The organism is Bradyrhizobium sp. SRS-191, assembly GCF_024586915.1.
Lineage (GTDB): Bacteria > Pseudomonadota > Alphaproteobacteria > Rhizobiales > Xanthobacteraceae > Bradyrhizobium.
In genome coordinates, this window is record NZ_JANBVS010000001.1 from 421,615 (window position 1) to 439,180 (window position 17,566).

At 65.6% G+C, this 17,566-nt stretch carries 11 protein-coding genes; 8 read left to right on the forward strand and 3 right to left on the reverse strand.

The features are described from left to right. Nucleotides 1–132 precede the first annotated feature (132 nt). Genes NLR35_RS02110 through NLR35_RS02125 form a run of 4 tightly spaced genes read left to right on the forward strand, consistent with a single transcriptional unit; the run spans nt 133 to nt 5,203 of the window. The gene (locus NLR35_RS02110; protein WP_257164899.1) at nt 133–1,749 is read left to right on the forward strand and encodes an ABC transporter substrate-binding protein; all 1,617 of its coding nucleotides are present in this window, start codon (nt 133–135) and stop codon (nt 1,747–1,749) included. A gap of 23 nt (nt 1,750–1,772) precedes the next feature. Continuing rightward, nucleotides 1,773–2,750 (forward strand): ABC transporter permease, encoded by a 978-nt coding sequence (locus NLR35_RS02115; protein WP_257164900.1) that lies wholly within the window; start codon nt 1,773–1,775, stop codon nt 2,748–2,750. A gap of 3 nt (nt 2,751–2,753) precedes the next feature. After that, nucleotides 2,754–3,584 (forward strand): ABC transporter permease, encoded by an 831-nt coding sequence (locus NLR35_RS02120; RefSeq protein ID WP_257164901.1) that lies wholly within the window; start codon nt 2,754–2,756, stop codon nt 3,582–3,584. After that, nucleotides 3,581–5,203, forward strand: a complete 1,623-nt coding sequence (locus NLR35_RS02125; protein WP_257164902.1) for an ABC transporter ATP-binding protein — start codon at nt 3,581–3,583, stop codon at nt 5,201–5,203. The genes NLR35_RS02120 and NLR35_RS02125 overlap by 4 nt, the downstream gene beginning before the upstream one ends. Nucleotides 5,204–5,206: 3 nt before the next feature. On the opposite strand, the gene NLR35_RS02130 is transcribed toward NLR35_RS02125, so the two are convergent. Continuing rightward, a complete protein-coding gene (locus NLR35_RS02130; RefSeq protein ID WP_257164903.1) occupies nt 5,207–6,517 on the reverse strand; it encodes an FAD-binding oxidoreductase in 1,311 nt (436 codons plus the stop codon). Nucleotides 6,518–6,667: 150 nt separating this feature from the next. On the opposite strand from NLR35_RS02130, the gene NLR35_RS02135 reads away from it, so the two are divergent. Continuing rightward, nucleotides 6,668–7,525, forward strand: coding sequence for a VOC family protein (locus tag NLR35_RS02135; RefSeq protein ID WP_257164904.1), 858 nt, complete (start codon nt 6,668–6,670; stop codon nt 7,523–7,525). A 40-nt stretch (nt 7,526–7,565) separates the two neighbouring features. Here the strand turns inward: NLR35_RS02135 and NLR35_RS02140 are convergent, their stop codons facing one another. Continuing rightward, a complete protein-coding gene (locus NLR35_RS02140) occupies nt 7,566–8,600 on the reverse strand; it encodes a 2Fe-2S iron-sulfur cluster-binding protein (protein ID WP_172108699.1) in 1,035 nt (344 codons plus the stop codon). Beyond that, nucleotides 8,600–10,537, reverse strand: a complete 1,938-nt coding sequence (locus NLR35_RS02145) for an ethylbenzene dehydrogenase-related protein (protein ID WP_257164905.1) — start codon at nt 10,535–10,537, stop codon at nt 8,600–8,602. Before NLR35_RS02145 ends, NLR35_RS02140 begins: the two co-directional genes overlap by 1 nt. A gap of 938 nt (nt 10,538–11,475) precedes the next feature. On the opposite strand from NLR35_RS02145, the gene NLR35_RS02150 reads away from it, so the two are divergent. The 3 genes from NLR35_RS02150 to NLR35_RS02160 are packed head-to-tail and all read left to right on the forward strand — an operon-like array spanning nt 11,476 to nt 17,466. Beyond that, entirely contained in the window at nt 11,476–13,338 is a 1,863-nt protein-coding gene (locus tag NLR35_RS02150; RefSeq protein WP_257164906.1) for a type I secretion system permease/ATPase, read from the forward strand. Nucleotides 13,339–13,341: 3 nt separating this feature from the next. Beyond that, a complete protein-coding gene (locus NLR35_RS02155; RefSeq protein WP_257164907.1) occupies nt 13,342–15,279 on the forward strand; it encodes an HlyD family type I secretion periplasmic adaptor subunit in 1,938 nt (645 codons plus the stop codon). 57 nt (nt 15,280–15,336) lie between these two features. Next, nucleotides 15,337–17,466 (forward strand): autotransporter strand-loop-strand O-heptosyltransferase, encoded by a 2,130-nt coding sequence (locus NLR35_RS02160; protein WP_374940781.1) that lies wholly within the window; start codon nt 15,337–15,339, stop codon nt 17,464–17,466. Nucleotides 17,467–17,566 lie beyond the last annotated feature (100 nt).

Here is a 17,566-nt window from a genome sequence, read left to right on the forward strand (position 1 = left end):
CCAGCCCTCGTGGCGGCATGCCGGCTGCGACGGTTCGGCCGCGCAATTGGGAATGACTTGGCCTTGTGATCCGCGTAAGCTTCGGCGCATTGCACCATCGGCCAGCACCGTCATGGCCTTCGGGAGACCTGGATGAATTCGAGCCGTTTCGACATCACCCGCCGTACCGCACTGCTGACCTCGGCTGCGATCGCAGCCAATGTGGTCAATCCGTTCCGGGCCTTTGCCCAGGAGACCCCGCGCAAGGGCGGCGTGTTCAACGTGCATTACGGCGCTGAGCAGCGCCAGCTCAATCCGAGCCTGCAGGCCTCGACCGGCGTCTACATCATCGGCGGCAAGATCCAGGAGAACCTCGTCGATCTCGACGCCAATGGGCAGCCGGTCGGCGTGCTCGCCGAGAGCTGGGAGGCCGCGCCCGACGGCAAGACGGTCACCTTCAAGCTGCGCAAGGGCGTTACCTGGCACGACGGCAAGCCGTTCACGTCCGAGGACGTCGCCTTCACCGCGATGAACATGTGGAAGAAGATCCTCAACTACGGATCGACCTTGCAGCTGTTCCTGACCGCCGTCGATACGCCCGATCCGCAAACCGCGATCTTCCGCTACGAGCGCCCGATGCCGCTCAATTTGCTGCTGCGCGCGCTGCCCGATCTCGGCTACGTCTCGGCCAAGCACATCTATGAGAACGGCGACATCCGCCAGAACCCGGCCAATCTCGCGCCCATCGGCACCGGGCCGTTCAAGTTCGTGAAATACGAGCGCGGCCAATACATCATCGCCGACCGCAACGCGGATTACTGGCGCCCCAACGCGCCCTATCTCGACCGTATCGTGTGGAAGGTCATTACCGATCGCGCCGCCGCGGCTGCTCAGCTCGAAGCGGGTGAACTGCACTACAGCCCGTTCTCGGGGCTGACCATCTCGGACATGGCGCGGCTCGGCAAGGACAAGCGCTTCATCGTTTCGACCAAGGGCAATGAAGGCAACGCGCGCACCAATACGCTGGAATTCAACGTCCGCCGCAAGGAGCTGTCGGACATCAAGGTCCGCCGCGCGATTGCGCATGCGATCAACGTGCCGTTCTTCATCGAGAACTTCCTCGGCGATTTCGCCAAGCTCGGTACCGGCCCGATCCCGTCCACGTCGACCGACTTCTATCCCGGCGCGAACACGCCGCAATATCCCTATGACAAGGCCAAGGCGGCCGCGCTGCTGGACGAGGCCGGCTACAAGCCGGCCGCCGGTGGCAACCGCTTCTCGCTGAGGCTGCTGCCTGCCCCATGGGGCGAGGACATCTCGCTGTGGTCGACCTTCATCCAGCAATCCCTGGGCGAGGTCGGCATTGCCGTGGAGATCGTCCGCAATGACGGCGGCGGCTTCCTCAAGCAGGTCTATGACGAGCACGCCTTCGACCTGGCCACCGGCTGGCATCAGTACCGCAACGACCCGGCGGTCTCGACCACGGTGTGGTACCGCTCCGGCCAGCCCAAGGGCGCGCCGTGGACCAATCAGTGGGGCTGGGACGATGCCAAAATCGACAAGATCATCGACGACGCCGCCACCGAGGTCGATCCGGTCAAGCGCAAGGCGCTCTATGCCGACTTCGTGCGCGAGGCCAATACCGAGCTGCCGGTGTGGATGCCGATCGAGCAGATCTTCGTCACGGTGATCACGGCGAAGGCGCGCAACCACTCCAACACGCCACGCTGGGGATCGACCAGCTGGCACGATCTCTGGCTTTCCGCCTGAGCCCGGATACGTCAGAATAGGCCATGCGCATCCTGAGCCTTGCGGGGCGGCGGCTCGCCGCCTCGATTCCGACCCTGTTGCTGATCCTGATCGGCGTCTTTCTCCTGCTGCAGCTCGCGCCTGGCGACACGGTCGACGCGATGATGGCGCAGATGGGCGGCGGCGACGCTGCGACGGCGCGCGAGCTCCGCCGCTTCTATGGGCTCGACCTCTCAGTGCCGATGCAGCTCACCAACTATCTGTGGCGCTTGGTCCGGCTCGATCTCGGCTTCTCCGCGATCTACGGCAAGCCGGTTGCGACCGTCATCCTGGAGCGGCTGCCGCCGACCCTATTGCTGATGACCTCGGCCCTTTCGTTTGCGTTCTTCTTTGGTCTGGTGTTCGGCGTGATCGCGGCGCGCGGCGTCAACCGATGGCCTGATACGCTGATCTCGACCGTCGGCCTGATCTTCTATGCGACGCCGTCATTCTGGTTCGGCCTGATGGCCATCGTGGTGTTCTCGATCTATCTGCAATGGCTGCCGGCCGGCGGCTTCGAGGATATCGGCGCAGTCAGCACCGGCCTTTGGCGCGTGCTCGACGTGGCAAGCCATCTCGTGCTGCCGTCGCTGACGCTCGGCCTGATCTTCCTTGCGATTTATCTGCGCATCATGCGCGCCTCGATGCTCGAGGTCCTCAATCTCGACTTCGTCCGCACCGCGCGCGCCAAGGGCCTCGACGAGACCCGCATCATCACCCGCCACGTGCTGCGTAATGCGCTGCTGCCGATGGTGACGCTGATCGGGCTCCAGGCCGGCACGATGCTCGGCGGCTCGGTCGTCGTCGAGACCGTGTTCTCGCTGCCTGGCCTCGGCCGCCTCGCCTATGAGTCCGTGGTCCAGCGCGATCTCAATACGCTGCTCGGCATCGTGTTCGTGTCCGCGCTGCTGGTGATCCTGGTCAACTTCATCACCGACCTGCTCTATGCGCGGCTCGACCCGCGAATCTCGGCGGAGAGCTAGCGCATGGATGCCGTGAAACGATACTTCCGAAGTCCCGCCGCGGTGCTCGGCCTCGTCCTGCTGCTGATCGTCGTGGGCATGGCGATCAGCGCCGGCTATTTCTATCCGCGCGATCCCCTCGCGCTCGCGGGCCGGCCCTTGATCTGGCCGTTCGCCAATCCACGTTTCCTGCTCGGCACCGACAATTCCGGCCGCGACATTGCTGCCCAGGTCTTCTACGGGGCGCGCATCTCGCTCCTCATCGGCGGCGTCGCCACGCTGATTGCGGTGACGATCGGCATCCTGGTCGGCGCGCTCGCCGGCTACTATGGCGGCTGGATCGACAACATCCTGATGCGCATCACCGAGGCCTTCCAGACGCTGCCGAACTTCGTGCTGCTGCTGGTGCTGGTCGCCGTATTCGGCTCGACCTTGGCGACGGTGACGATCGCGGTCGGGATCGTATCGTGGCCCGCGCCGGCGCGGTTGACGCGGGCCGAATTCCTGTCGCTGCGGAGCCGCGAATTCGTCCAGGCCGGCCGCACGCTGGGCATGCGCGACACGCAACTGATCCTGCGCGAGATCCTGCCCAATGCGCTGCCGCCGGTGATCGTATATGCCGGCGTGGTGATGGCGGTCGCGATCCTTCTGGAAAGTGCGCTGGCATTCCTGCGGCTGTCGGATGCCAACGTCGCCTCCTGGGGCAATCTGATCGGGCTCGGCCGTGACGTGCTGCGCGTGCAATGGTACGTCTCGGCCATTCCCGGCGTCGCCATCCTGATCACCGTGCTCGCGGTGTCGCTGGTCGGTCAGGGCCTCAACGATGCACTGAACCCGCGGCTGAAGCAGCGATGAGTTCGACAGCCCCCATTCTCTCCGTCGACCGCCTCAGCGTCCGCCTCCCCAAGGGCGCCGATCGGGCGCACGCGATTTCCGAGGTGTCGCTCTCGATCGCGGAGAACGAGATCGTCTGTATCGTCGGCGAGTCCGGCTCCGGCAAATCGATGATGGCCAACGCGATCATGCGGCTGCTGCCGCAGGGCGTGTCCACCGATGGCGGCCGCATCCTGTTCGGCGGCTACGATCTCTGCACGACCTCGGCGGCCGAGATGCGCCGCATCCGTGGCGCCGACATCGCGATGGTGTTCCAGGAGCCGATGACGGCGCTCAATCCGCTGCGCACGATCGGCGACCAGATCGGCGAGGTCCTGGACATCCACACCGATCTGTCGAAAGCCGAGATCCGATCGCGCGTGCTGACGCTGCTCGCCGACGTCAACATCCCCGATCCGCCGCGCGCCGCCAAGGCCTATCCTCACGAGCTCTCCGGCGGGCAGCGCCAGCGCGCGATGATCGCGATGGCCCTGGCGCTCGATCCGAAGCTGTTGATCGCCGACGAGCCGACCACTGCGCTCGACGTCACCACGCAGGCGCAGATCCTCAAGCTGATCCGCGAGCTGCAGCAGCGGCGCAAGACCGCGGTGCTGTTCATCACCCACGATTTCGGCGTCGTCGCTGAAATTGCCGACCGTGTCGTGGTGATGCAGCACGGTGTGGTCGTCGAGCACGGTCCTGCAGCGGAAGTGCTGCGCAAGCCGCAACACGCCTACACCCAACAGCTGATCGCCGCGGTGCCGCCGGTCGCCGCACCACCGGCGCGCAAGCTCTCGGACGAGACCATTCTGACACTTTCGGGCGTTGCCAAGACCTATCGGACCGGCGGCTTTCTCGGTCGCGGCGTGCGCGTCACCCATGCGGTCAAGGATGTCTCGCTCGCGCTGCCCAAGGGTGCGACGCTCGGCATCGTCGGCGAATCCGGCTCCGGCAAATCCACCCTCGCCCGCTGCATCATTCGCCTGATCGATCCGGATGCGGGATCGATCCTGCTCAACGGCGAGGATTGGGCCCGGCTGTCACGTGGTGACATCAGGCAGCGGACTCAAAAGATGCAGATGGTGTTCCAGGACCCGTTCGCCTCGCTGAACCCCCGGCGCAAGGCGGCCGAGCTGGTGGCGCAGGGACCGATCGTGCACGGCACGCCGCGGGCCCGGGCGCTGTCCGAGGCGCGCGAGCTGTTCGCGCTGGTCGGTCTCGATCCCTCCGCTGCTGATCGCTTCCCGCACGAATTCTCCGGCGGCCAGCGCCAGCGCATCGGGCTTGCCCGGGCGCTCGCGCTGAAGCCTGAGGTGCTGGTGGCCGACGAGCCTGTGTCGGCGCTCGACGTGTCCGTTCAGGCGCAGGTGCTGAAGCTGCTCACCAGCCTGCGTGAGCGGCTGGGCCTCTCGATCATCTTCATCACCCACGACCTGCGCGTCGCAGCGCAGATCTGCGACCTTGTCGCCGTCATGAAGGACGGCGAGGTCGTCGAGCATGGGCTGACGGGCCAAGTGTTCGGCAGCCCGCAGCATCCCTACACGCAGGCCCTGCTCGCGGCCATTCCGGGCGGCGACTTCGCCCGGACCGCACAGGGCTGAGCGCTAGGCGATCTCGCGCGCGTCGCGGTAGCGATACAACAGCAGCATCAGCGGCGCGAACGGTCGCAGCAGCGCATGCGCCGGGATCGTGACCGGCTCCGTGAACGGCAGCGCCAGCTCACTGGCCGGCACGCCGCTGACGGCCTTGGCGAGCTCTGCGCCGAGCGGGATCGTCAGCGCCACCGCGCGGCCGTTGCAGCCGGTCCAGCCATACGCGTCGGGACCAAGGCGGTGGATGCGCGGCATGTAGTCCGTGGTCATGCCGACATAGCCGTTCCACACATAGTCGAACCGGACCTCGCCGATCTGCGGCCACAACCGCTGCAAACGCTCTGAGACCCGCGCCTTCAACCGCTCGGCCTTGTTGCCGGGGCCGATCACCGCGCCACCCGTCACTAGGCGGTTGCGCGCATCGTAGCGCGCGAAATACAGCTCGCCATGGGTGTCGGACATCGCCTGCCGCGCCGGAATGATTGTCTTGCGAACGTTGTCCGACAGCGGCTGCGTCGCCATCTGCCACGACAGCACCGGCATCACCTCATGCGCGATATCGGGGGCGAGCGCCTTCGAGAACTCGCCGCTATAGGCATTGCTGGCCAGCACCAGCGCACGCGCCGAGAGCTCGCCGCGCGCCGTCCGCACCACCCAGCGCTCGCCGCGCCGCTCGAAATCGATCACGGGCGAGCGCGCATAGATGCGGCCTCCCAGGCTCAGCACGGTGCGGGCCAAGCCACGCGCCAGCGCCAGCGGATTGATATGGCCGCCGGTCTTGTTCCAGAAGCCGCCATGCCACGCGTCGGAGCCGAGCATGTCGCGCGCCTGATCGCGCGACAACAGCTCGACATCGGCGCCGAACTTCGACCATTGCTTGAACCTGCGCTCGGCGATCTTGATGCGGCCCGGCGAATGCACCGGCTGCACCCAGCCGGCCTGCTCATGCTCCGCGTCGATGCCGTAGCGCCTGACCGTGTCGAACAGCGCGGACGCGCTGTCACGGAGCATGGCCACGAAGCGCTCACCCGCGGCGCCGTGGCGCCTGATGAGATCCTCGGGGTCGGGACGCGACAGCGTCGGAATCACCTGGCCGTTGTTGCGGCCCGACGCGCCCCAGCCCGGCTCCATCGCCTCGACGATCGCCACGTCCGTGCCCGCCTCGCGCAGATGCAGCGCGGTCGACAGGCCGGTAAAGCCGCCGCCGATGATGACGACATCGGCCTGCGCGCTGCCCTCGAGCGCGGGGAGATCGGGACCGGGCGGGGTCTGCGCGGCCCACAGGGATGGCGGCCATGGAACGTCTTGTGTCGTCATGCTCATCGTGGACAGCTCACCCCTGCTGATCGACCGACCTCGGAGAGATCGATCTTGCCTTGCGCCCGGAGCCCGGCGCCGCCGGTTGCGGCGCATGGGTCGATTGGGCATAGTTCGGCCGCCAATATGCCAATTTCGCTGCAAGGAGACAAACGCGTGGCCCTCAAGAACGTCATCGGTATCGATCACGCTGTCGTCGTGGTGAAGGAGCTCGACGCAGCCGCCGAGACCTGGAAGCGGCTCGGCTTCACGTTGTCCCCCCGCGGCACCCACAGCGCCAAGATGGGCTCCGGCAATTACACCATCATGCTCGATCCCGATTACATCGAGCTGCTCGGCATCCTCGCCGAGACTGACCACAACGTACCGACGCGCAATTTCATCGCGCAACGCGGCGAAGGCATCGAGCGCATCGCCTTCACGGCCATCGACTCAGCTGCGGGCGCCGAAGAGATCCGCAGCCATGGTTTTGAGCCGATCGGCCCGATCGATTTCGAGCGCCCGGTGCCGCTGCCCGATGGCACGATCTCGGCGGCCAAATTTCGCGTCTTTCAATGGCCGGTCGCGGAGGCGCCCGGCGGCCTGCGCATCTTCGCCTGTCAGCACAAGACGCGCGAGACGGTGTGGATTCCGGAATTGATGAGCCACGCCAATGCCGCCAAGCGGCTGAAGCAGGCCCTGATCGTCACGCCGGATCCAGCGAAGGACGCGGCGCATCTGTCGCGGCTGATCGATCGCGAGGGCCGTAACGAAGCCGATGGCGCAGTCACCGTCACCTCGGGCGGCGATCGCGCCGACTTCGTGTTCCTGACCCGGGATCAGCTTGCCGCGCGCTATCCCGGCGTGTCGCTCGCCGGCCTGCCGGAGCGCGGCGGCGCCGGCCTCGTGCTGGCCTCGCATGATCTGGCGACGACGGAGAAAACTCTGGGTGCGGCTGCCGTGCGCAGCGGCGCGAGCCTGGTCGTTCCGCCGGCAGCGGCGACCGGCACCCTGCTCGCCTTCGTGGCCGGCTAGATCGACGCGAAGCGGCCACGTCATCGTGGCCGCTTCGAACTCATTCGGCCGGCTGGAACATCGCCGGCCGGCCACGCTGGCTGTCGAGCCAACCGACCAGCCGGTCCATCAGTCCGCCGCTCGACTCCGAGGGCTGCGCCGACGACACGAACGGATCGCAATGGCACTTGGCGCCGGCCGCGCGCGACATCTTGGCCACGGCGTCCGTCATCGCCGGCGCGCCGCAGGTGTAGACCACGTCGTTCGGCGTCAGCTCCGGCATGTGCTCGGTCGGACGGCCGCTGCGAATCGCCGGCGAAACGTTCTGCGGCTCCGAGACGATCGGGATGATCTTCACGTTCGGGAAGCGCGCCAAGCGGCACAGCGCCTGATGCATGTAGAATGATTGCAGCGTGCGCGACACGACGATGAAGACGATCTCGCGCTTCGGGTTCTCGGTGATCGCCGCAACGGCGATCGCCCACATCGGCGCGAAGCCGGTGCCGCTGGCGACGAGGATGATTCGTCCACGATGCTTCTGGCGGAAGAACGCGGTGCCGAGCGGCGCCGTCAGCTTGACGCGATGACCGACCTGGATGTCGCGGCCGAGCGCCGACGACACCAAGCCGTCCTTCAGGATGCGGATGTGCAGGTACAGCAGATGGCTGTCCGGCGCGCCGACCATCGGATAGGTCGGGCTGTAGCAGCGCGTCGGAAAACCGCGGTACTGGACCTTGGCATATTGTCCGGGGAAGAACCGCAGCGGCTTCGGCATCTCGATGGTGACACCGACGACGTCGGGCGCCAGCCGCACGAGATCGCCGACCTCGCAATTCATCGTCACGGTGTCGGGAACGGGCTCCGTGATGATCTTCAGATCGGAGACGACGCGGGCCTGGCAGGCATGCGCCATATCTCCTTCCATCCCGCCGAACAGCTTGCCGTCGACAACGGTGACCTTGCAGGAGCCACAGATTCCGCTGCGGCAGTCATGGGGCAGATCCACGCCGCTGTTGATGGCGCCGTCGAGCAGGATGTCGCCCACATTCGCGTAGAACGTTTCCCTGTTGTACTGGATTTTGCAAATCTTACCCATCACTGCACCTCAAGTCGCATCGGCCGGATCTGCCTCGTATGTCGGATCTGGGTGTGGTCGAACGCAGCGACTCGCATGAAGACACCGTTCTTGATGGGAACGTCGTACTTGCTTTTCGTGTCCATTTTGCGGGCAATTTCGAGCGTCCAGTGGCCGGCTGCCCAACGTGCGGCACACCGGATATCGGCGCGGTCGCCTGTGAATTCGCCACTGATGAGAACGCCGGGCACCACCGTCCCGATCGGCGTCTGCGCATCGGCTTCGGCGGAATAAGGCACCGACTCCGCCTCCGTCATGAACCAGCGCGCCCCTTCGCTCTCGCCGATGTTCGGATCGAGATTGATCTCGCCCATCGCCGCCGTCATCGCCGCAACGTCCTTCGGCAGGCGCTTCGGTCTGACGCCCCGATTGCCCAGTCTGGCGGCCTCCCTGTCGATGACGAAATTGTCCGTGTAGTTCGCCGTGCCCGGATCGGGCGCGAAGCCGCCCTTATAGGGCGTAAGGCCCTTGACCTGGTCCGGCGTCGGCTCGGCCGGCGGGCCGAAATGATCGTCATCCATCCAGCCGGTCGGACCGCCGCTCGTGGCCTTCCACAGCCACGCGTCGGCGTAGAGATTCGGTGCCGGCGTGTAGTGAATGCCGCGGCCCGACATCGTCGCCGGCTTGTCCGGCATCGGCTGCGAGCTCATGTGGAAGGTCCGGTCAGCAGCCAGAGTGATCGGCAGCGTCGTGAACAACATCGAGAACTTGTCCTCGTTGTAGTCGTTCTCGTCGCCCTTATCGAAGCCGTTGGTCAACAGATGCCAGCCATCGGCCTTCTTGATCAGCGGCAGCTGCTTCAACGAGCGCGTCGGATCTTCCCAGATGACGAGGAAGTAGACCCAGGTGCCGTCATGCGCCGCCTTGATCCAGACGCGCGATTCGCCGGTGCCGTCGAAATTGTCGCCCTGGTTGGTGGTGACCATGTGCGGCTGGATGTTGCGCCAGACGCGGTCCGACGAATCGCCGTCGAGTGTCGGCGCATCCGAGCTGGCGATCCGATACACGGTGACAGTGTCCTCCGCGTAGTAGTCCGCGGCGAACATCGCCGAGCCGATCACGATGGCTGCGGCCGTGGCGACCATGAACGGGTTGGCCTGGAAGGTCGGGTTGCGGCGGCGCGAATTGCCCTTCGCCGGCGCAGGCGGCGGACGCATCCGTCCCGGCGGCATGCGCGGCTCGGGTCGTCCCCGCATCGGCTCCTCCATGCGTCGCTGCGCCGGCATCGGCTCGCGCATGGGGGGGCGCTGCTGCTGAGCAGGCGCGGGCTTCTTCGGCGGCGCCTCGGCCTCCTCGAGCTTCTCCGACTGCTCGACCAGCATCGTGAGCAGCTCGACCGGATCGAGCTTCGGCGGCGGGGGCGGCAACGGGGCCGGACGGAACACGCGATAGAGCTGCATCTTTCCACCGATGCTGAAGTGAACCAGGATGTGCAGCACAACGAAGGCCGGAATGACCCAGGTTGCGTACCAGTGGATCATCATGGTGACGTAGCCGGAGGCCACGCCGAAGAACAGGAGGCCGCCGGTGACGATCAACGTGAACATGGAGATGAACAGCACCCAATGGAGGATCACGCTGATCGATCCCAGACGCGCGGGCCGGCGACCGAGAAGACCCTTGAAGCGCATCTTGTCGATGCTGACGCGACGACCGAGACCGGACTTGGAGATATAGATCATGTACGCGACCGCGACGCTCGCGAGCACGACGCCCGCGGGCATGTGCCAGGTCCAGGTGCGGTGCCGCGGCAGCAGCCAGTCGAGATTATTCGCGATCCACGCATGCCCCGGCGCTTCGGTGGCCATGCGAAGCCCGGTCAGGAACGCAATCACCGTAGCCCCGACAAGGGTCCAGTGCAGGATGATCGTTCCATAGTCGGTCTTTCGAATCTTCATGCGTGCGCCTCCCGACATGCGCGCACGCAACCGGCGCGATTCAACGCCGCTCCGGCGACCGACTGGCGAGTCAGCGCGTCGACCACGACATGGCTGGTCCACCCCTTGCCATCCGCGGCCGGCCTTCGCCCCAAATGCAATCCCGCATCACTCGTTTTGGTGGTGATGTAGTTCAGCAACTCTCGTCCCCCAGGATACTCATTACTCGGCAACCATCTGTCCGACACCGACGCCACCCGCGTCGCCCTTCATTGTGTTGCCCCTCTACGTTCGGCGCGCCCCCGAAGATCACGCACCGAAGACCAGTGTGAAGCATCCAGAGCCGGTGACGGGTTGCTCGGGTTGCAATTGAACTGGTCCGCCGCGTTGCCCTCCCTGATGTTGTTATCGCCCGCCGTCAGACCGGATGCCGGACACTTGCCGTCTACGTGTTCGTTGAAAGAACGCACAGCCGACAACCGAAGTGGCCATGGGTCATTGCGCCTGTGTCCGTACGGGGATCCACGTCTGCGCGTATCTTCGCTGGTGTCACTGTCGTTCCCTACACATCCGCCGATGCCGCATGATCGAGATGACAACGCGAGTCCGTTGCACCGCAGGAAGATTTATTCGCGTTCATGGCGTCAATCGGCCCGGACCGCGGCCAATGAGTGCAGAAGCAAGGTGATAGACGGACGAATGTGTGACGCCCTCTCTTCATCGCGCCTCATCACCGACATGCAACTATCGAAGATCACGGCCGAATCCGATTCGGACGGATGGCTTCGACAGTTCTCCGCGACGCGGCTTGAGACCATGCTCTCCTCTACCTCTCCGCGCTTCGTTGAGCCCGCCGCCTGCGACAGAATTGGCCAACTGTCCAATTGTTGCCGGAAATTCGTCGGCATCGACTGGCAAGAGCGCTGACTGACGTATTGGAATTTGGGAGACGCGCCTGGATGAGTCTGGCTCAAGACCGCCCGCGAACGAAAGCCGCGGCTGCCCTCAATGACCTGATCTCGGGAAGCGATGATCCGGTGACGCGGGGCCTGCGTCAGGCTGTCAAACGCATGGCCGGCATCGGCGTGTTCAGCGGCGTGATCAACATCCTCATGCTCTCCGGCTCCGTCTACATGATGCAGGTCAACGACCGCGTCGTCCCCAGCAAGAACTTGGCGACGCTGATCGGCCTGTCGGTGATGATTCTGGCCGTCTATTTGATCCAGGGTTATTTCGACGCGCTGCGCTCGCGCATGCTGTGCCGGGTCGCAACCGTGTTCGACGCGAGCCTGCAGGACGCCATCCACCACGCTTTGGCTACCCTGCCCCTGCGCGGCACCAAGCCGATGCTGATGCAGCAGCCCTTGCGCGATCTCGACCAGTTGCGCGCCTTCATGTCGAGCATGGGGCCGACCGCTTTTCTCGACATGCCTTGGATTCCGATCTTTCTGATCGGCATGTTCCTGTTTCATCCGCTGATCGGCATCACCGCGATCATCGGCACGGTGGGCATCATCTCGATGACGCTGGTCACCGACCGGCTGTCGAAGCACGCCAGCCGATCCGCCAGCGACACCAGCGCCGCACGCCAGGTTCTTGCCGATGCCACCCAGCGCAACGCCGAGGTGATTCGTGCGCTCGGCATGCTCGACCGTTTCTCGGCGCGCTGGAACGCCGTCAACGAGAAGTATCTGAAGGACAATATTCGCGCGAGCGACGTCTATTCCAACCTCGGCGCTGCCGCCAAAGTGCTGCGTTACATCCTGCAGTCGGGCATGCTCGGCATCGGCGCGGCGCTGGTCGTCTCCGAGCAGGCCTCGGGCGGCGTCATGATGGCGTCGTCGATCCTGATGGGCCGCGCCCTCGCGCCGATCGAGATCGCGCTCGGCAGCTGGAAGCAGTTGGTCGCCGCACGCCAGGGCATCGCAAGGCTGCGCGACGTCTGCAAGGCCACCGCAAAGCCGGAAGCGCCGCCGGTGGCGTTGCCGCGCCCGTTCCGCGAGCTCACGGTCCAGGAGCTCACCGTTGCCGCACCGGGGACGGATCGTCCGATTGTTCAGAACGTCTCGTTCTCGATCAAGGCCGGCACCGGTCTGGCGCTGCTCGGCGCGAGCGCGTCCGGCAAGACCTCGCTGTCGAAGGCGCTGGTCGGCATCTGGCCGACGTTGAACGGCACCGTCCGTCTCGACGGCGCGGCGCTCGACCAATGGAGCAACGAGGATCTCGGACGGCATATCGGCTACCTGCCGCAGGACGTCGCCCTGTTCGACGGCAGCATCGCCGACAACATCTGCCGCTTCGACGAGAATGCGACATCGGATTCGATCCTGAAGGCGGCGCAGATCGCCGGTGTGCACGACATCATCCTGCGGCTGCCCGAAGGCTATTCGACGCGAATCGGCCAGGGCGGCATGTCGCTGTCGGCCGGTCAGCGGCAACGCGTCGGTCTGGCGCGCGCGCTGTATGGCGATCCGTTCCTCATCGTGCTCGACGAGCCGAACGCGAACCTGGACACCGACGGCGAGAATGCGCTCAGCCGCGCCATTCAGATCATGCGGCAGCAGAACCAGAGCATCGTCATCGTCATCTCGCACCGGCCCAGCGCGCTGAACGCGCTCAACATGGCGCTGGTGCTCTACGAGGGCAAGGCGATCGCCTTCGGCCCCTGCCAGGAGATCTTCGCCCGCGTTGCCGGCGCCAAGGCCCCGGCAGGACCGGCGGTCACGCATGCCGCCGCCGCACCGAGGGTTGCCGCCCCGACAGCCGCGCCCAATCCGAACGCGAGATCGCTTCGTCGCGCCGCCCCAGCAGAAAGCGCTTGAGCCATGAAACACATCAATGACTTCAGGCCGTTCGACGACCAGGACTATGTGCGACCGAAGACGCGCGCGGTTGGTCCGCAGGGTGATGCCCTGATCCTAGAACTGCAGCGACTGCAGGGCGCCTTCGACGATGGCTCGGACGAGGATGATCCGCGGGCCCGCCGCGGCTCACGCGACGGCAAGAAGCGCCGGCGTCCGCCGCCATCGCAAGCGCGGCCCAAGCCTCGCAAGAAGAAGGGCAGCACGATGGGCCGTGCGCTGTCGCTGTTCGGGATCGGCAACCAGGCCCCAAAGCCGCGCCGCGCCGAGGGCATCCGCGAGATGGATTGGCAACAGCCGGCGCAGACGCGCGGCTACGAGCCGGAGTTCTCACCTCCGCCACGCAATGCGCCCGCGCGCTTGCCAGCCAATCAGGCACCGGTGCTGGACCTCAGGGATAACCGACGCGACGCTAATTTCGGCGACGGTACGCGACGGCCGATGGGACAGCAGAACCTTCCTGCGACCCTGGGGCACGCGCCGGCCGTTCCGCAGACCGGCGTCCGCCGTCTGGTCGGAACCGCCGGCACGGCCTTGACCACAGGCATGACGTTCATCGCCGCACAGGGAACGGCGGCAGACCTGGATGATGGCTCGGACGAACCGCTCGTGCCGCGCGTCGGCCGCATGTTCGAGAACGAGCTGCGTCTCGGCTTGCGTGTCCTGCTGGTGGCGGCTGTGTTCGGCGGCGGCTGGCTGACATTGGTGCCGCTGGCGGGCGCGATCGTCGTGCCGGGCAATCTCGTCGTGCAATCCAACGTCAAGGCGATCCAGCATCCGACCGGCGGCATCGTTGCGGAGATCAAGGTCGACAATGGCAAGCGTGTCGCGGCCGGCGATCTTCTGGTGCGGCTCGACGCCACCCAAAGCCAGGCCCAGTTGCAGGCGATCACCAAGCAACTCAACGAGCAGCGCGCCAAGATTGCCCGTCTGTCGGCGGAGCGCGATGGTCTGGAGCAGCCGGACTACCCGACGACACTGACGTCACGCACCGACGATCCCAACGTCCGCGCCGTCATTGCTTCCGAGAACGCGCTGTTCAAGGCCCGTGCGGTCACGCGCAAGAGCCAGAAGGACCTGCTGCAGGGACGCATCGTCCAGCTCAACAACGAGATCAGCGGCATGGAGTCCCAGCTCGATTCGAAGAACAAGCAGATCGACCTGATCAAGGGCGAGCTGGCCGGCGTGCAGGATCTCTACGACAAGCGCCTCGTGCCTCTGACGCGACTGACGACGCTGCAGCGGGAAGCGGCACGCATCGACGGCGAACGCGGCCAGCTGGTGTCGAGCGTTGCCGAGACGAGGTCCAAGATCAGCGAAGCCGAGCTGCAGACGGTCAAGATCGACCAGGACTTCCGCAGCGAAGTCGTCAAGGATCTCAGCGAAGCCCAGGCCAAGGAAGGCGATCTGGTCGAGAAGAGCGTCGCCGCCCGCGACCAGCTCGATCGCATCGAAATGCGCGCGCCGAATTCCGGCACCATCCATCAGCTTGCCGTTCACACCATCGGCGGCGTCATCAAGCCGGGCGAAACCATCATGGAGCTAGTCCCCGATTCCGACGAGCTGCAGGTGGAAGGACATGTGCAGCCCAAGGACATCGATCACGTCCATACCGGCCAGGACGCCATGGTGCGTTTCAATGCGTTCAACCAACGCACGACCCCGCAGGTGAGCGGCCAGGTCTCGTTCGTGTCTCCCGACATCACCAACGACCAGCGAACGGGCTCGACCTTCTACACGGTCAGGATCACGTTGTCCGACGAGGAGCGGAAGCGGCTCGGCAGCGTCAATCTGATGCCCGGCATGCAGGCTGAAGTGTTTGTCCAGACCGGCAGCCGCACGATGCTCAGCTACCTGATGAAGCCGGTTCTCGATCAGTGGCGGCGCGCTTTCGTGGAGTGACCGACAACAGACGGTCTGCGTTCCCCTCGGGAATGCAGACCGCATCAGTACCTCAACATGAATATTGCAAGTTTTTCCCGCACCTCGGACTCGACGATGGTGCCAACGGTTACGAGACCGCCCGTCGACACCCAGCCGAACGTCGGGTCCGATGACGCCGGCGATCGCTCGCGCAAGCCGCGCCTGCCTCCGCCGTCGCGTTTGCCGACCCAGGAGGGGCCGCAGGGCCTTCGCTTCGATTTCAACGACGGCTGCCGCGTCATGCTGCCCGACACTGGACAGCCTTGGCGCGTGCGGCTGAGCGATCTCGAGACCGCCAACGTCCTGTTCGACATCGAGCTGCGCTCCGGGCACGTCAACAGCAGCAAGCGCTATTTCGTACCGTTCAGGATCGAGGTCTGGTCAGGACATGAGCTCCTTTTGCGCCACGACTACGACGCCGCCGGGCGCGACGTCCTGATCCAGTTTCCGGTCGGCACGCTCGGCGACATCATCGGCTGGCTGAGCTATGCGATCAAGTTCAAGGAGCTGCATCAGTGCCGTCTCACCTGCGCAATGGGAGAGGCGCTGATCCCGCTGTTTCGCAGCGCTTACCCCGACATCGGCTTCGTCACTCACGAGAGGGTCGAGGCCGAGCGTTACTACGCGACCTACTCCGTCGCCCTGTTCTTCGACGACGCCGATCTGGTCTATCACCCCCGCGACTTCCGGCAGGTGGGGCTCCACACGACCGCAGCCCACATTCTCGGCGTCGATCCGGCCGAACAGCCGCCGCGCGTCGCACTCAGCGAGGACAGCCGCCCCATCGCGGAGCCCTATGTCTGCATCGCCGTGCAGGCGACGACGCAATGCAAGCATTGGAACAACCCGGCGGGCTGGGACCAGATCGTCGGCTTCCTCAAAGCGACCGGCTACCGGGTCGTCTGCATCGACCAGAAGGGGGAGCGCAGGCACGGTCCGTTCCGCACGCAGATCCCCCGCGACGCCGAGGATCAGACCGGCGACCGGCCACTCACCGAGCGCGCGCGCTGGCTGAAGCATGCCGCGTTCTTCGTCGGTCTCTCGTCAGGCCTGTCCTGGCTGGCCTGGGCGGTCGGGACGCCCGTCGTGCTGATCAGCGGTTTCACCCACCCGGGCAACGAGTTTGCGACGCCCTATCGCATCATCAACCACCACGCCTGCAATGGTTGCTGGCATGACGCGCATCATCGCTTCGATCATGAGGATGCCCTCTGGTGCCCGCGCTGGAAAGGCACACCCCGGCAATTCGAATGCACCCGACTGATCACGGCCGAGCAGGTCGAGGGCGCGCTGCGCCGAATTCCCGGCTTCGGACAGGGCTTGCGTCCCCAGCCCGGCATGCAGGCAAGCGCCGTTCAGCCCACGCAGGACGCCGCGGTTTTCGCGGCATATCCATCCCCGCCCCCGTCCGCCGGTGAGGAGCCGGTCGCGCTGGCCGCCCTGCTGGCGCAGCCGCATGGCGACGTCCCCCGCGGCGGCCTTGCTGTCGGCGTCACGGTCGCCGCAGGACGGCTGTCGGACCAGGCCGCCGCGCAGATCGCCGAAGGCGACGCCGCCGCCAACGCCGGCGATCTGGTCAGCGCCCTCCAGAGCTACAAGCAGACCATCGACATCGTCAGGTATCTCACGCAGGCCGAGCCGGACAATGCCGGCTTCCAGCGCAACCTGTCGGTCGCGTTGAACCGCATCGGCGCCGTGCTGTTTGCTCAGCGGAATCTCCAGGGCGCACATGCCGCCTACTCTGCCAGTCTCGCCATCGTGCAGAAGCTGACGGCAGGCAATCTCGCCAATCTCAGTCTTCAGCGCGATCTCGCCTGGTGCCATGCGCTGCTGGCCGACGTGCTCACGGCCCAGGGCCGTCATGCCGAGGCGTTCAATCAGCGGCGCTCCAATGCAGCTCTGATCACGCGCCTGGCCAACGCCGCGCCGGATGATTCGGCGCTCCAGCAATTGCTGGCGACGTCCTATCAGAGCCTCGGCGACGCACTCGTTCCTCTCGGCAATCTCGACGGCGCGCTGACCGTCTACCGGATCAGCCTTGGCCTGACCAAGCGCGGGCTCGATGCCAACGGGCAGGATCCGGCCTGGAATCAGCTCTACACCACATTGCTCCAGAAGATCCGCGCCGCCCTGCTGGCGCAGCGCCAGCTCGCGCCGCAGTCCTGAGCTGCAGCTCGGCGAAATCAACTGATCCTCACAGACGCGCGCTGAATCTCAATTCCAGGCGCGAGCCGCCGCGCCACTCCGGCGGTGATCCGCCGTCGCG

Excerpts from the sequence above, each read along its gene's own strand:
- NLR35_RS02160 (WP_374940781.1), top strand. The coding sequence starts at position 15,337 with ATGAATATTGCAAGTTTTTCCCGCACCTCGGACTCGACGATGGTGCCA.
- NLR35_RS02110 (WP_257164899.1), top strand. The coding sequence starts at position 133 with ATGAATTCGAGCCGTTTCGACATCACCCGCCGTACCGCACTGCTGACC.
- NLR35_RS02145 (WP_257164905.1), bottom strand. The coding sequence starts at position 10,537 with ATGAAGATTCGAAAGACCGACTATGGAACGATCATCCTGCACTGGACC.
- NLR35_RS02140 (WP_172108699.1), bottom strand. The coding sequence starts at position 8,600 with ATGGGTAAGATTTGCAAAATCCAGTACAACAGGGAAACGTTCTACGCG.
- NLR35_RS02150 (WP_257164906.1), top strand. The coding sequence starts at position 11,476 with ATGAGTCTGGCTCAAGACCGCCCGCGAACGAAAGCCGCGGCTGCCCTC.
- NLR35_RS02120 (WP_257164901.1), top strand. The coding sequence starts at position 2,754 with ATGGATGCCGTGAAACGATACTTCCGAAGTCCCGCCGCGGTGCTCGGC.
- NLR35_RS02125 (WP_257164902.1), top strand. The coding sequence starts at position 3,581 with ATGAGTTCGACAGCCCCCATTCTCTCCGTCGACCGCCTCAGCGTCCGC.
- NLR35_RS02130 (WP_257164903.1), bottom strand. The coding sequence starts at position 6,517 with ATGAGCATGACGACACAAGACGTTCCATGGCCGCCATCCCTGTGGGCC.
- NLR35_RS02115 (WP_257164900.1), top strand. The coding sequence starts at position 1,773 with ATGCGCATCCTGAGCCTTGCGGGGCGGCGGCTCGCCGCCTCGATTCCG.
- NLR35_RS02155 (WP_257164907.1), top strand. The coding sequence starts at position 13,342 with ATGAAACACATCAATGACTTCAGGCCGTTCGACGACCAGGACTATGTG.